The following is a 14,305-nucleotide window of genomic DNA, read 5'->3' as shown; positions in this document are numbered from 1 at the left end:
CTACATGACCCACGACCATTGGACCGAGGTCAAGGTTGCTCGTGAGGCGACCCTGGCGCCGCCCGAGAAGGCGGCGGCCAAGCTCGCTTCGCAGAACAAGCTGTACGTCCGCGACCGGATCGCCCTGCTCGTCGACGAGGGGAGCTTCGTCGAGGATGCGCAGCTGGCGAACGCCCTGAACGCGGGCCTGCCCGCCGACGGTGTCGTCACCGGCCGCGCGCTCGTCGACGGCCGGCCGGCGCTGATCGTCGCCAACGACCCGACCGTCAAGGCCGGCTCCTGGGGTGCGCGGACGGTCGAGAAGATCGTCCGGATCACCGAGGTCGCGCTCCGCGACGAGCTGCCGATCTTCTGGTTGATCGACTCCGCCGGCGCCCGCATCACCGACCAGGTCCAGCTGTTTCCCGGCCGCCGCGGTGCGGGCCGGATCTTCCACAACCAGGTCGCGCTGTCCGGGAAGGTCCCGCAGATCTGCTGCCTGTTCGGTCCGTCCGCGGCGGGCGGCGCCTACATCCCGGCGTTCTGCGACGTCGTGATCATGGTCGACGGCAACGCCTCGATGTACCTCGGCTCGCCCCGGATGGCCGAGATGGTGGTCGGGGAGAAGGTGACGCTGGAGGAGATGGGCGGCGCCCGGATGCACACCAGCGTCTCCGGCTGCGGCGACCTGCTGGCGAGCGACGACGCCGAGGCCATCGAGCTCGCGAAGCAGTACTTCTCCTACCTGCCCGGTTCGTGGCGCTCGCGACCGCCGTCGTACGACGCCTCGGACGCCGGCCGGGACTTCACCCGGGACCTGGTGCCGGCCGAGGAGAGCGTCGGGTTCGACATCCACGACGTGATCGACGCGCTCGTCGACGCGGACACGTTCTTCGAGATCAAACCGGCGTACGCGCCGGAGCTTGTGGTCGGGTTCGGGCTGCTCGCGGGGCAGGTGGTCGGGATCGTCGCGAACCAGCCGGCGGTGAAGGGCGGCGTACTGTTCGTCGACTCGGCGGACAAGGCCGCGCGCTTCATCTGGCTGTGCGACGCGTTCAACGTGCCGCTCGTGTATCTGTGCGACGTACCGGGCTTCATGATCGGCAGTGAGGTCGAGCGGGCCGGGATCATCCGGCACGGCGCAAAGATGATCACCGCGGTGTCGGAGGCGACAGTGCCGACGGTGTCGGTGATCGTCCGGAAGGCGTACGGCGCCGGGCTGTACGCGATGTGCGGACCCGGGTTCTCGCCGGACGCGTGTGTCGCGTTGCCGACCGCGAAGATCGCGGTGATGGGGCCGGAGGCGGCGATCAACGCCGTGTACTACAACAAGATCCAGGAGATCGCCGACGAGGGCGAACGGGTCGAGTACGTGTCCAGGCTGCGCGAGGAGTACGAGACCGACATCGACATCCTCCGGCTGGCCGCCGACCTGGTCATCGACGCGATCATCGAGCCGGAGAACCTCCGCGCTGACCTGATCGCCCGCCTCGCCGCAGCCCAGTCCAAGGACCGGACATTCTCCCACCGCCGCCACGGCGTACCGCCGGTCTAGCTCAGCCGAGTGCCTAGGTAGTCAGCCAGGCCCGTGCGCCATTGGTGGGCCTTCGCGCGGAGCTCCGGCTCCAGTTGCTCGAACTCCTCGAAGTCACCACTCGCATACCAACCAACCGCCCCACACAACCGCCAGACGTCGACCTTGTTCAGCCGCGGCCCGTAGGTCTCGTAGAACGCGTCCGGCAGCTGTGGGGTGCGGTCGATGAGATAGATGTGCTCTTCGAGTGCCGCGACCTCGCCCGCCGGGTCGCCGACGCGTGCGTCGCCCCAGTCGATCAGTAGCGTCTCGGCCGGGCCGACGATGATGTTGGACGGGTTCATGTCGAAGTGCAGAAGGGCCGTCGGCCCGCTGAGGCTGTCGGCGTGCGCGTCGATCAGCGCGTGAGCGTGCGGAAGTTGTGCGACAACCTCGGGCAGGTGTGTACGCAGGTAGTCCTCGGCTGCGGTCAGGTCCTCGTGCAACTTCGCGACAGGGTCGGCGGGGGTCAGCGTGAGGCCGTCCGGGCCGAACGTGCCTTGCAGCTTTCTTGGGAAGCGTACGGCGTGCAGGCGCCGCATCGCCGTGCCGAGCGAGCGCCACGCGTCGCTTGTCATTCGTCCCTCCGCCACGAGGGTGGAGAGCATCTCGCCGGGCGCGTACTCGTACAGCGTCGCCTCGTCGTTGCCACCGAGCAGACGCGGTGCAGGTACGTCGTGATCGGCCAGGAACTGTGCCTGTACCACCGGAAGCGGGCGTGGGTGCGAGGCGCGATGCCGAAGGAGGACGCGGGTGCCGTCGGCGAGCGTCGCCAGGAGGATCACGTGGTCGAAGCCGTGCCCGGTGACCGGTACGGCGTTCGTGACCGCCGGTAGACCGGCCTCGGCGACCAACTCGTGCAGGAGGAGCTCCGTGGATGCCATCCGCAGCATCGTCTCGTCCAACTGATGGTTGGTCGAGGGATTTACGGGCGATGGTCTGGATAGTGTGCGGGGGTGAATGCAAACGATTTCTCGCACAAGGTCCGGGCTCGGGAGAAGCTGGTCGGGTACTGGATCACGCTGGATTCGCCGGCCGCCGCTGAGCGGATCGCGCGGCTCGGGTACGACTACGTGGTGCTCGACGCGCAGCACGGACTGATCGGGTACCAGGGGCTGATGACCGGGCTGCTCGCGATCGACGCCGGGTCCGCGATCGGGCCGCAGTCGACGGTCGGGCTGGTGCGGGTCGAGGCGAACGATCCGACGCCGATCGGGCGGGCGCTGGACGCCGGGGCGACCGGTGTGATCGTGCCGCTGATCGACAGCGCGGACGACGTGGCTCGGGCGGTTCGGGCGGCGAAGTACCCGCCGGCGGGTGTGCGGTCGTTCGGGCCGATGCGAGCCTCGCTGCGGATCGGTCCTGTGCCCGCGGACAGCGACGACGCGACCGTCGTACTCGCGATGATCGAAACCCCGCTCGGCCTCGAGAACGTGGCTGAGATCTGCGCGACGCCCGGGCTCGATGGTGTGTACGTCGGCCCGTCGGACCTCAGTCTGGCGCTCGGTGCTCGCTTCCCGGGTGATCCGGAGGTCGAGGGTCCGTTCGAGGAGGCGGTCGAGTTGATCGCGCGCACCGCGCGGGAGGCCGGGATCGCCGCGGGCATCCACACGTTCGACGGCGAGTCGGCCAAGAAGCGACTGGACCAGGGCTACACCTTCGCCACCGTCGCCTCAGACCTCGCCCACCTCGAGGCAATCGCCGCCACCCACCTCGCCACAGCCCGCTCGTAGGGGTGTCGCTCATCAACTGCGTCGGTCCACGTCGGCACGGCTCGCTCGTAGGGGAGTCGATGGCCAACTGCGTCGGCCCACGTGGGCACGGCTCGCTCGTAGGGGTGTCGCTCGCCAACTGCGTGGGTCCACGTGGGCACGGTTCGCTCGTTGGGGTGTCGCTCGCCAACTGGGTCGGTTCATGTCGGCTCGGTTCGTTCGTTGGGGTGTCGCTCACCAACTGCGTCGGTCCACGTCGGCTCGGCCCGTTCGTTGGGGCGTCGCTCATCAACCGCGTCGGTCCACGTCGGCTCGGCTCGCTCGTGGGGGCTCACCAACCGCGTCGGCCGGGTTGGCTCGGTCCGTTCGTAGGGGCGTCGCTGACCACCTGCGTCGGCGCAGCGCGGCGCGGCTCGCTCGTGGGGTGGACCTCCGCCACTCAGCAACCGCGCCGGTTCGGGGCGGTTCACGCTCAGCCGACGGGTGAGACCGACGGTCGGCCCGGGTTGGTGAGTGGTGGGCGTTCGGCGGTCGGCGGAGCTTGGTGAGTGGTGGGCTCCGGTGGTCGGCGGAGCTTGGTGGGTGTGCGAGTCCGGAACACCTCGGTGGCTTCTCGGGTTACGTTCTTCACAGGACACCGAGGAGGCCGGGGATGAAGGCACCCGAGCGCGGCGCGTTGCCGCTGGGACTGGCGGCGACGCTGGGGCGGACCTACGGGCGGCTGACCGAGACGGTACACGGGCTCAGCGACGCGGACTTCCAGCGCGAGACGCGGTGCGCCGGCATGCCCGTCGGTCCGCTGCTCGTGCATTTGCTGTACGACGCTCAGCGGGCGCTGATCGCGTTCGCGAGCCCGGCCGTGGTCGAGCCGGACCGGGACTTCGTCACGTACTGGCGCGACTTCCCGCCGGAGCCCGACGGCGACACGAGTTTCGTGCGGAACGTCGCGGCGGCGTATCGCAAACCCGGTCTGCTCGTGCAGCACTGGCGTGAGGTGTCCGAGGCGGCCGTCCGCGCGGCCGCGGCCGGGCTGGCGATCAAGGGACACCGGGTCGAGACGCAGGGTCATGTCCTGCGGGCGGTCGACTTCGTGGCCACTTTGGTGCTTGAGGCAACGGTCCATCATCTCGACCTGATCGTCGGCCTGCCGGACGCGCCGGAGCCCGATCCCGAAGGACTGCAGGTCACCGCGCGCACCCTGGACGGGCTGTTCGGCCCGGAGGCCTGGGACGTGATCGCGTGGGACACCACCACGTACATCCTGAAAGCAACCGGCCGCCTGCCCCTCGACGAGGACGACCTGTCAATGCTCGGCCCCCACGCCAACCGCCTCCCCCTCCTCGGCTAGCCCGCCCACCCCATTTGCCTGGCTGACCCACGCATTTGCCTGGTTAACCAGCCAAATGGGGGGTTCCCCACCCTGAACCACGGTGCAGAACCCCTCATTTGGTGGGTTAACCAGGCATATGCGGCGAGCCCGAGTGCGGCGGCGGGCCGCGCACGGCGCGGTCGGCGCGAGCGGAGCGTGAGGCAGGCCATGAAGTGAGCTGGCGTGGCGCGTGAGGCGGGGCGGGGCGTGAGGTGATCTGGGGTGGGGCGGGCGGAGCGTGAGGTGGGGCGTGAAGTGAGCTGGCGTGGCGTGTGAGGCGGGGCGGGCGTGAGGTGATCTGGGGTGGGGCGGGCGGAGCGTGAGGTGGGGCGTGAAGTGAGCTGGCGTGGCGTGTGAGGCGGGGCGGGCGTGAGGTGATCCGGGGTGGGGCGGGTGGAGCGTGGGGTGGGGCGTGAAGTGAGCCGGCGTGGGGTAGGGCGTGAGGTGAGCTGGGGTGGGGCGGGCGGAGCGCGAGCTGGGCGTGAAATGAGCTGGCGTGGGGCGTGAGGTGGGGTGGAGCGTGTGGTCAGCTGGGTTGGGGTGGCGTGGAGTGAGACGGGGGTGGGGTTACAGGACGCCGGCGAAGGGGTCTTCTAGGGTGGTCCAGTCGAGTTGGGCTAGTTCGGACTCGGTGAGGAGGCAGGCGTCGAGGACTGCTTGGAGGCGGGCCGGGTCGAGGCTCATGCCGGTGGCGACGACGGTGCACTCGGCGAGGTGCTCGGTCTCCGACCATTCGCCGAGCATTCCGAGCGACGCGCTGTACCCGGCGGATTCCCACCGCACGCGTTGCGTCGGACGGTTCGCCAGCCACACCACGCCGCGACTACGAACCACACCGTCCACAATGTCCTCGAGCGCATCGCTCAGCCGCGCGGGATGCAGGGGCCGCGTCGACCGCCACAGCAACGTCGTCACGCCGTCGCCGCTCGGCTGCACGCGATCCGATGCCGCGAGTTCACCCGCCCACGCCTCGGCCGCGTCGAAGTCGAACCGCCCGGTCCGTGCAACCGGTCCATTCGGTACGCCGGCAACGTCCGCCGTCACCACCGACGTCCGCGGGTTCAGGTGCACCAGCAGGTGTTCGAGCCGCTCGACCGCCGTACTGCGATGCGCGTTGGCCAGCACGCACACGTCGGCGTACTCGATCTGGCGTGCGGTCAGCTCCGCGACGTTGCGTCGATCCGGCAGACCGAGCGCCAGGCCGCGCTCGGCGAGCAACTCGTCGCCGGACAGTTGCTCGACCACGAGTACGGCGTCGACGACGCAAGTGACCGTGTCGACGTCGATCTCCGGCAGGACGGACGTCAACGTGGTGACCAGCGGTCGCGCCTCCATCCCGGGCGGCGCCGCGAGCACGATGTGATCCCAGTGCCCACGCGCGACCAGCGTCTCCAGCAACGGTAGGAGCGACTCGATCAACTGGCAGGCACCGCAGTCGTCCCCGACCGTGAACTCGCCCGCGTCGATCGGCCCCGACGCGTCCCGCACGCGCCACGACAGCACGCCCCGACCGGGCATGTCGTCCTGGTCGATCACCACGGCCACGGTGGTGGCGTCGGTCATTGCTTCCAGCACGGGCCCCCGCAACGTCGTGGAAAGCCCCACCAACAAGGACAACGGAGTTTTCGCTTGGGCGGTCATGCCGTCAGTATATGAAAACGGTTTTCATCAGTCCAGAGCTGGTGTCAACTGTTGATCGCCCCAGGGCTGGCTTGGATCGCCTGCTGTGCCTAGGGTTCGGCGCATGGGCGAACGGGAGTTCGCGGACGTGCTCCGGGAAGCCATCCAGGCGCGCGGGCTCGAGCTCGGGCGGATCCAGGAGCGGCTCCGCGCGCGTGGCGTGTCGGTGAGCCTCGCCACCTTGAGCTACTGGCAGTCGGGCCGCTCGCGCCCCGAGCGGCGGGACTCGCTCGCCGCGGTCGGGCTGCTCGAGGAGGTGCTCGAGATCCCGGTCGGGACGTTGTCGGCGTCGATCGGGCCGCCGCGACGCCGCGGGCGCTGGCTGAGCACGGTTCCGGACCGACCCGGGCTGGCGACGTACTGGCCGCGGCTCGGGGCAATGCCGGCCGGTGCCACCGTAAATCCCGGGTCGCCGAGCCCGGTCGTCTGGTAGGTAAAGGACATGACGATCGAGATCGGGCGGTTCGCGGGTGAGTGGGAGGAGCTCCTGGAGCTCCTGGACATGGCGTTCTCGGCGCCGTGGACCGACGAGCAGTACGAGTCCGAGCGGCGGATCTGGGAGCCTGAGCGCAGTGTCGTCGCGAGCGAGGACGGGCAGCTCGTGGGGCACACCGGCACGTTCTCGCACCTGATGACGGTGCCCGGCGGGCAATTGCCGGTCGCGGGCGTGACGATGGTCGGCGTCCGGGCGACGCACCGGCGGCGCGGCATCCTGCGCGACCTGATGCGCAGGCAGCTGACCGACATCCACGAGGCCGGCCGCGAGCCGCTGGCGGCGCTGACCGCGAGCGAGCCGGTGATCTACCCGCGGTTCGGCTACGGACTCGCGTCCGACCACCAGGAGATCGTCGTACCCAAGGCGTCCCGCACGCTGCGCCCGGTGGCCGGCATCGACGACGTCCGGATCCGGTACGTCGACGTACGCGAGCACCTCGCCCGCTGCGCCGAGCTGCGGAACAGGCTGGCGTTGGAGCGACCTGGTGTGTGCCGCCACGACGAGCGCTGGCAGGAGTACACCATCAGCGCCACCGTCACGAGCAACATCGCGAGCGCGTCCAAGCTGCGATGCGTCGTCGCGGAGCGCGACGGCGAATTAACCGGGTTCGCGTACTACCGGACGAAGCGCGCGGAGAAGGGGTACGTCGACGTACAGCGGGTGCATGCGGTGGACATCACGTCGCACGCGGCGCTGTGGCGGTACCTGCTCGAACCGGACCTGCTCAGCGAGACCCGGTGCGAGATGCTCGCGTCGGACGACCCGCTCCTGGACCTGCTGCTCGACCCGCGCGCGCCAGGGCCGATCACGCGGGACGGCCTGTGGATCCGGCCGGTCGACGTACGTCGTGCGCTCGCGGAGCGGACGTATGCGCGGGACGTCGACGTCGTCCTGGAGGTGGTCGACGACTTCCTCCCGTGGAACGCGGGCCGCTGGCACCTCACAGGCGGACCGGACGGCGCGAGCTGCGAGTCCGTCACGCGCGACGCCGACCTCACTCTCGACGTCCGGGACCTCGGCGCCATCTACCTCGGTCGCCCGTCGGTCAAGAGGCTCGGCCGGGCAGGCCTGGTCGCTGAGCACACCCCTGGTGCCCTGGACGCGACCGCGGAAGCGTTTTCCACATCTCGGCTCCCGTTCCTCGACACAGGCTTTTGACGGGGTAGCCTGCCCAGATGCAGACGCAGCGTCGGGGTGCGCTCGCGGTGGTCGCCGTGCTGTTCGTGGGGGTCGTGGTGGCCGGCTTCGTCGTGCTCGCCTCCGCGAGTGGGCCGGTGCGCCCGATCAGCGACAGCACGCTGAGCGCGAGCCCGCGACCGCTGCCGACCTTCTCGGTGAGCGAAACGGCGCCGGAGCAGTCACAGCCGTCGCCGCGCGCGCTCCCGCAGCACGAGACGCCGGGCTGGGTGCTGTCGTTGTGGCAGGCCGTGGTCTACCTGATCATCGCCGCGATCGTGGGGTTCATCCTGCTGGTCATCGTCCGCGTCGTGCGCCGGGTCCGCCTTCCGCACGTGGAGGCCGATGAGCCCGATTGGGAGCGGATGAAGGCGGAGCGACTGGCCGAGGCGGTCGACACGGGCCTGGCCCGCATCGACACCGGTACGGCGACCGACGCGGTCGTCGCGTGCTGGGTCGCGTTGGAGGAGGCAGCTGCTTCGGCCGGCGTACCGCGGGAGCCGTCGGAGACACCGGCCGAGTTCATCGTGCGAGTGCTCGGGATCGGCGGGATCTCCGAGCCGCAGCTGATCCGGCTCGGTGAGTTGTACCGCGAAGCGCGGTACTCGACGCACGGCTCGAGCGAGCAGGCGCGGACAGAGGCCCGCTCAGCCCTGCTCCGCCTACGCGACGACCTCGCCGCCGCTCACCCCGCCGAGGCGGAGGCCTTATGACGTCGTACCGATGGACGCCCTTGGAGGAGAAGGGGCCGCCGGCTGAGGGCAAGCGGAGGTCTTTGTGGCCGAGCAAGTTGCTCGTGCAGCACCTTGGTGTGGCTGTGGTGGTGAGCTTGCTGCTCGTGACCGTGTTCGCCGCTGCCGGTATGGCGCCGCGGCCGCTGTGGTTCGTGGTGGCTGCGCTCGCGGTCGGTGTGGTGTCGCTGGCGATCCGGCTGGTGGTGCCGGAGACCGTGGAGACGAGCTGGCCCGGGCGGCATGACGACAAACTGGCTGCGCTGCGCGCCCGGACCAACGACAACCGCACGCAGTTCATCGCCACCTGGTTGCAGGAGTCGAGCCGCGAACGGCGTGCCGGTGAGGGGTCGCAGACCTTCGCCCGCCGGGTCCGCCCGCTGCTGTTCGAGCTGGCGACCGACCGCCTGGTGCACCGGCACGGCGTCGACCCCGAGCGGGAGCCGGAGCGGGCCCGCGCGATCACCGGCGACCAGCTCTGGCAGCTGATCGCCGGCGACGAGAAACGCACCGCGTCCCTCGACGAGATCGAGTACGCGATCCACACCATCGAGAACCTGTGAGGGACCAGTGACCGACGCAGTGACCGACGCAGCGACTGACGCAGCGACTGAGGGCGAGCTGAAGCTCGGTGAGGTGACCGAGCTGAGCCGGCAGGTGCTGGAGCGGGTCAGCCAGGCCGTGGTCGGGAAGGCCGAGGCGCTGGAACTGGTGCTCGCGGGCATCCTCGCCGGCGGGCACGTACTGCTCGAGGACTACCCGGGGCTGGCGAAGACGCTGGCCGCGCGGTCGTTCGCGCAGGCGCTCGGGCTGGAGTTCCGGCGTGTGCAGTTCACGCCGGACCTGCTGCCGTCGGACGTGACCGGCGCGTTCGTGTACGACCAGAAGGACTCCGAGTTCGTCTTCCGGCCGGGCCCGATCTTCACCGGCCTGCTGCTGGCCGACGAGATCAACCGGACGCCACCGAAGACGCAGGCCGCGCTGCTGGAGTCCATGCAGGAGCATCAGGTCACGGTCGAGGGGCAGACGTTCCCGTTGCCCGCGCCGTTCCACGTGCTCGCGACCGCGAACCCGGTGGAGTACGAGGGCACGTATCCGTTGCCGGAGGCACAGCTCGACCGGTTCATGCTGCGGATCGGCTTCGGCTATCCGAGTCCGGCGGAGGAGTGGGAGGTACTGCGGCGCCGGATGAGCCGTCGTACTGAGGACCAGTCGGTCGAGGCGGCAACGGATGCGGCCGGGCTGCGTGCCGCGCAACGTGCCGTCGAGACGGTGACCGTGGACGACACAGTCGGTCAGTACTGCGTTGATCTAGCCACCGCGACCCGTCGGGACTCACAGGTTCTCGTCGGGGCATCGCCACGTGGCTCACTGGCATTGCTGCTGACAGCACGCGCGTACGCCGTCATCAAGGGTCGCGACTACGTGGTACCGGAGGACGTGAAGGCGGTCGCGGTCGCTGCACTGGCGCATCGGATCACCGTGCGTCCGGAGCTGTGGCTCCACGAGGTCACCGGCGCGACAGTGGTACGCACCGTCCTCGGCTCGGTCGCGGCACCACCAACCGTGGTCTCATGAGTTGGCAGCCGACGCACGCGCAGGTTCGGGCGATCTGTGTTGCTGCGGTGCTGCTCGGCGTCGCGGTGTTGCTGCGGCGCCCGGATGCGGCCGTGTTCGGTCTGCCGCTGGCGTTCCTCGCGGTGTGGGGGCGGTTCTTCCGGCCGCGGGAGCGCCCCGAGGTGCATACCGAGCTGGACGCGGACGTGTTGTTCGAAGGGCAAGGTACGACGTACCGGATGCGGGTGCCGGAGTCCGTCGACCCGGACGTCGACCTGATCGTGGCGGCGTTGCCGCGGACGTTGTGGTTCCAGTACGACCCGCCGCAGGCCGCGATCGCGGAGCCGGTGTCGCACGGTGAGGTGCGGCTGGAGGTCGGCGTACGGTCGAAGCGCTGGGGACTGCGGTCGTTGGAGCGGCCAACGGTCACGGCGACGTCGACGGTCGGGGCGTACCGGATCCAGGTGACGTCGGCGGAGCCGCTGTCGGTCACGACGCTGCCGTTGCGCGAGGGATTCGAGGCGGTGGACGCCGTACCGCGGCCGGCCGGACTGGTCGGATTGCACCGGTCGCGGCGGCCGGGCGAAGGGACGGAGCTGGCCGGGGTACGGCCGTTCCGGACGGGGGACCGGTTGCGGCGGATCAACTGGTCCGTGTCGGCGCGGACGCAGGAACTGCATGTCACGTCGACGTGGTCGGACCGGGACACCGAAGTGGTGATCATGGTCGACACCGGCGGCGAGATCGGGATCAGCGAAGGGATCGACGGCCGGTCCTCGAGTCTCGACACCGCCGTCCGCGCGGCCGCCGCGATCGCCGAGCACTACCTGCGCAACGGCGACCGGGTGCGGCTGATCGACACCGGCAGCCTGTTCCGCGGCGTGCGGTCGGGGAGCGGGCGCGCGCATCTGCGGCGGATCCTGGACACGCTGGTGCACGCGGACCGGCGCGGCCGGCAGCAGGACGAGGAGCAGTTGGCGCGGCGGAACCGCGTCCGCTCGGACAGCCTGGTGCTCGTTCTCAGCCCGCTGCTGCGGCCGACGATCCTCGGCTACATCGTCACGCTCGTGCACTCCGGTTGCACGGTGATCGCGATCGACACGTTGCCGCCGGACGTCGTGTCGATCATGGACCTCGACGCGCACGACACCCGGTCGTGGCCGCTCGCGTGGCGGCTGCGGTTACTCGAACGGCGCCGCGACCTCGACCGCCTCAGTGACCTCGGCGTACCGACCGTCCCCTGGCAAGGCGCCGGCACCTTGGACGAGGTACTCCGAGACGCCGCCAGAGTCTCCGCAGCCCCCAGGATCCGCTCATGACTCTACAAATGCCACGCCTCCGGCGCGGCGGGTCATGGGGCTGGAACTCCCGGTCTTCCCTCGTCGCTCCGGTCGCTGCGCTCCCTCCGCTCCTCAGTCCAGACCGGGAGGCCCCATGACCGTCGACGAGAAGATCACGTTGTGGTTGGCGCAGTTGCGGGTGGCTGGGCGGGCTGTGGTGGTTGCTCGGCTGGTGATCGCGGTGGCTGGGGCGGTCGCGTTGGTCGTGTCATCGGTGCAGTCGTGGGATCAGGCGGATCTGGTCCCGATCGTCGGCGGCGCGTTGTTGCTGTGCACCGTCGTACTGCCTGATTCGCTGGCCGCGCTGCTGTTCGTGCTGGTGGTGACGCTCGGGTGGTTGATGCGTGCACCCAGCGCGCCGAGTTGGAGCCTGGCCCTCACCGCGGGTGCGCTCGTCGTCGTCCACCTGGCCGCAGCGTTCGCCGGCCAATTGCCGTCGTACGCGCGGGTGCACCGAGCGGCCCTGCGTCGCTGGTGGTTGCCGGGAGCAATCGCCGTACTGCTGGCGCCGGCCGTCGCCGGCGCTGCCGCCCTGGTCCGCAATGCCGACGTCGCCGGCTCACTCGTCGTCACCGTCGCCGCCACTGCCCTGACCGCCGCAACCATCTGGTTCGCCGCCGACCAAAAACTCAGCCGGGACTAGTGCTCGCCGAAGGTTTTCTGGATCTCTTCGGCCCACGGCATCGGGATCGCGTCCGGGCCGAGGACCTGCATGGCGGACATGACGGTCAGCAGCATGCCGGCGGAGAGGAACTCGCGGGTCTGCTGGGGTGACGCGCCGGTCAGTTCGCGGACCAGGGTGTAGATGCGACCGAAGCGTTCCCGCACGCAGTCGCCGATCACAGGGTCGCCGCTGGCGGAGAAACCTTGCAGGAGGACCAGCAGCACCTCACGCTCGGCGAACATCCGCTCGTAGCTTGCGCCGAGCGCGCCCAGTTCCGGGGTCTCGGCGGCGGCCTCGCGGAAGGTCTGCTCGATCCGCTCGCAGGCACTCCGTACGGCGGCCAGGAAGAGTTCCTGCTTGGTGCCGAACAGCCGGATCACATAGGGCTGTGAGACGCCGGCCAGCCGGGCGATCTCGTCGGTCTTGGTGCCCTCGTACCCGGACCTGGCGAAGGCCCGGACCGCCGCCTCCAACACCTCTGCACCGCGCTCCTTGGCAGTCAGCCGAACCTTGGGCGTCATCCGCGCTCCTTCCACTCCCTTGACATGTTATCAGTCGATGCATACTCTCGTCATCAAGCTTGTTATCAGTCAATTACAACTAGGGGTACGAGATGACATCGACCGCTCTCGATGAGAGGGAACTGACCGCTCCCCGGAGCCGCGGACTCGGGCTGGTGCTGGCCGCCGTAGGGATTCCGGTGTTCATGGTCACGCTGGACAACCTGGTGGTGACGAACGCGCTGCCGGTGATCAAGTCGGAGCTGGGGGCGTCCCTGTCGGACCTGCAATGGTTCGTGAACGCCTACACGCTCGCCTTCGCGGCGCTGCTGCTGACCGCGGCCGCGATCGGCGACCGGCTCGGTCGGCGGCGGGTGTTCCTGGCCGGGATCACGCTGTTCACCCTGGCCTCGGCGGCCTGCGCGCTGGCGACCGAGCCGTGGATGCTGATCGGGTCCCGCGCGATCCAGGGCATCGGCGCGGCGGCTGTGATGCCGTTGTCGCTGACGTTGCTCGCGGGCGCCGTACCGGAGAAGATGCGGAGCGCCGCGATCGGTATCTGGGGCGGCATCTCGGGCCTCGGAATCGCGGTCGGTCCGGTGGTCGGCGGAGCCGTCGTCGACGGCCTGAACTGGCAGTGGATCTTCTGGCTGAACGTTCCCGTCGGAGTCGTCGCCGTCGTGCTCGCCACGCGGGTCCTGACCGAGTCGCGGGGTACGGCGAAGCAGCTGGACCTGCTCGGACTCGTGCTGGCGACGTCCGGCGTACTGTCCGTCGTCTGGGGTGTTGTGCACGGAGCCGATGACGGCTGGACGTCCGTTGGCGTGCTGGGGTCGTTGCTCGCGGGCGGGGTGCTACTGGCCGCGTTCCTCGGGTGGGAGCGTCGGACTGTCGCGCCGATGTTGCCGCTGCGGTTGTTCTCGGTTCGCTCGTTCAGTGTGGTGAACGTGGTCGCGTTCAGCTTTGCGGTCGGCGTTTTCGGAGCCGTGTTCCTGCTCGCGCAGTTCTTCCAGGTCGTGCAGGGGTACACGCCGTTCCAGTCCGGTGTCCGCACGCTGCCGTGGACCGCGGCCCCGCTCGTGGTCGCACCGATCGCCGGTCTGATCGTCGACCGCGTCGGCCCCCGGATCCTGATCGTGCTCGGCCAGGCGTTCCTCGCCACCGCGCTCGGCTGGATCGCACTGGTCACCACGGCGACGACGCAGTACGGCGAACTGGTCGCACCGTTCGTCCTCGCCGGGATCGGGATGGGGCTGACCTTCGCGCCGTCCGCGAGCCTGGTGATGGCGAGCGCCGCCGACGCGGACCGCGGCGTTGCGTCCGGCACGAACAACACGATCCGCGAGGTCGGAGTCGCGATGGGCGTCGCCGTACTGGCATCGGTCTTCGCCTCAGCCGGCTCCTACGAGTCGCCGACGCAGTACGCCGCCGGCCTCGTCCCCGCCGTCTGGACCGGAGCCGCCATCGTCGCGGCCGGCACCCTGGCAGCCCTCCTCCTGCCGGGGCGTCGACGTTCTACAGTGTGAGC

The 14,305-nt window shown here is 69.7% G+C and carries 14 protein-coding genes; 11 read left to right on the top strand and 3 right to left on the bottom strand.

The features are described from left to right. Window positions 1-4: 4 nt before the first annotated feature. A complete protein-coding gene (locus EV137_RS14835) occupies window positions 5-1,534 on the top strand; it encodes an acyl-CoA carboxylase subunit beta (RefSeq protein ID WP_134129209.1) in 1,530 nt (509 codons plus the stop codon). On the opposite strand, the gene EV137_RS14830 is transcribed toward EV137_RS14835, so the two are convergent. Further along, window positions 1,531-2,436, bottom strand: a complete 906-nt coding sequence (locus EV137_RS14830) for a phosphotransferase family protein (protein ID WP_166679870.1) — start codon at window positions 2,434-2,436, stop codon at window positions 1,531-1,533. The two genes, EV137_RS14835 and EV137_RS14830, sit on opposite strands and share 4 nt — an antisense overlap. A gap of 72 nt (window positions 2,437-2,508) precedes the next feature. Between EV137_RS14830 and EV137_RS14825 the strand changes: the two genes are divergently transcribed. Together EV137_RS14825 and EV137_RS14820 are read left to right on the top strand one after the other, a co-directional pair. Continuing rightward, complete coding sequence (locus EV137_RS14825; protein ID WP_134129205.1) at window positions 2,509-3,285, top strand: HpcH/HpaI aldolase family protein; 777 nt, start codon at window positions 2,509-2,511, stop codon at window positions 3,283-3,285. Window positions 3,286-3,916: 631 nt separating this feature from the next. Next, window positions 3,917-4,612 (top strand): maleylpyruvate isomerase N-terminal domain-containing protein, encoded by a 696-nt coding sequence (locus tag EV137_RS14820; RefSeq protein ID WP_134129203.1) that lies wholly within the window; start codon window positions 3,917-3,919, stop codon window positions 4,610-4,612. A gap of 588 nt (window positions 4,613-5,200) precedes the next feature. On the opposite strand, the gene EV137_RS14815 is transcribed toward EV137_RS14820, so the two are convergent. Further along, complete coding sequence (locus EV137_RS14815; protein WP_134129201.1) at window positions 5,201-6,274, bottom strand: CobW family GTP-binding protein; 1,074 nt, start codon at window positions 6,272-6,274, stop codon at window positions 5,201-5,203. Between the two features lie 103 nt (window positions 6,275-6,377). Here EV137_RS14815 and EV137_RS41040 point away from each other — a divergent pair, with 103 nt between their 5' ends. The 7 genes from EV137_RS41040 (at window position 6,378) to EV137_RS14780 (ending at window position 12,256) form a co-directional block, all read left to right on the top strand. Continuing rightward, the gene (locus tag EV137_RS41040) at window positions 6,378-6,746 is read left to right on the top strand and encodes a helix-turn-helix domain-containing protein (protein WP_202870922.1); all 369 of its coding nucleotides are present in this window, start codon (window positions 6,378-6,380) and stop codon (window positions 6,744-6,746) included. Between the two features lie 9 nt (window positions 6,747-6,755). Next, window positions 6,756-7,967, top strand: coding sequence for a GNAT family N-acetyltransferase (locus tag EV137_RS14805; protein WP_134129199.1), 1,212 nt, complete (start codon window positions 6,756-6,758; stop codon window positions 7,965-7,967). A gap of 17 nt (window positions 7,968-7,984) precedes the next feature. After that, on the top strand, window positions 7,985-8,698 hold the full coding sequence (locus EV137_RS14800) for a DUF4129 domain-containing protein (RefSeq protein WP_134004094.1): 714 nt from the start codon (window positions 7,985-7,987) through the stop codon (window positions 8,696-8,698). After that, window positions 8,695-9,279, top strand: coding sequence for a hypothetical protein (locus EV137_RS14795; RefSeq protein ID WP_134129197.1), 585 nt, complete (start codon window positions 8,695-8,697; stop codon window positions 9,277-9,279). Before EV137_RS14800 ends, EV137_RS14795 begins: the two co-directional genes overlap by 4 nt. Before the next feature lie 7 nt (window positions 9,280-9,286). Continuing rightward, complete coding sequence (locus EV137_RS14790; RefSeq protein ID WP_238175303.1) at window positions 9,287-10,294, top strand: AAA family ATPase; 1,008 nt, start codon at window positions 9,287-9,289, stop codon at window positions 10,292-10,294. After that, window positions 10,291-11,592: a DUF58 domain-containing protein gene (locus EV137_RS14785; protein ID WP_134129196.1), complete on the top strand. Its 1,302-nt coding sequence runs from the start codon at window positions 10,291-10,293 to the stop codon at window positions 11,590-11,592. Before EV137_RS14790 ends, EV137_RS14785 begins: the two co-directional genes overlap by 4 nt. Window positions 11,593-11,707: 115 nt before the next feature. Beyond that, window positions 11,708-12,256: a hypothetical protein gene (locus EV137_RS14780; RefSeq protein WP_134129194.1), complete on the top strand. Its 549-nt coding sequence runs from the start codon at window positions 11,708-11,710 to the stop codon at window positions 12,254-12,256. Here EV137_RS14780 and EV137_RS14775 read toward each other — a convergent pair. After that, window positions 12,253-12,798, bottom strand: coding sequence for a TetR/AcrR family transcriptional regulator (locus tag EV137_RS14775; protein WP_134129192.1), 546 nt, complete (start codon window positions 12,796-12,798; stop codon window positions 12,253-12,255). The two genes, EV137_RS14780 and EV137_RS14775, sit on opposite strands and share 4 nt — an antisense overlap. A 92-nt stretch (window positions 12,799-12,890) precedes the next feature. Here EV137_RS14775 and EV137_RS14770 point away from each other — a divergent pair, with 92 nt between their 5' ends. Then, the gene (locus EV137_RS14770; protein ID WP_134129190.1) at window positions 12,891-14,303 is read left to right on the top strand and encodes an MFS transporter; all 1,413 of its coding nucleotides are present in this window, start codon (window positions 12,891-12,893) and stop codon (window positions 14,301-14,303) included. Window positions 14,304-14,305 lie beyond the last annotated feature (2 nt).

The sequence above is a fragment of the Kribbella pratensis genome (assembly GCF_004366075.1).
GTDB lineage: Bacteria > Actinomycetota > Actinomycetes > Propionibacteriales > Kribbellaceae > Kribbella > Kribbella pratensis.
Note: the sequence above shows the minus strand (reverse complement) of the source record. Positions and strands in the feature narration are given on the sequence as shown.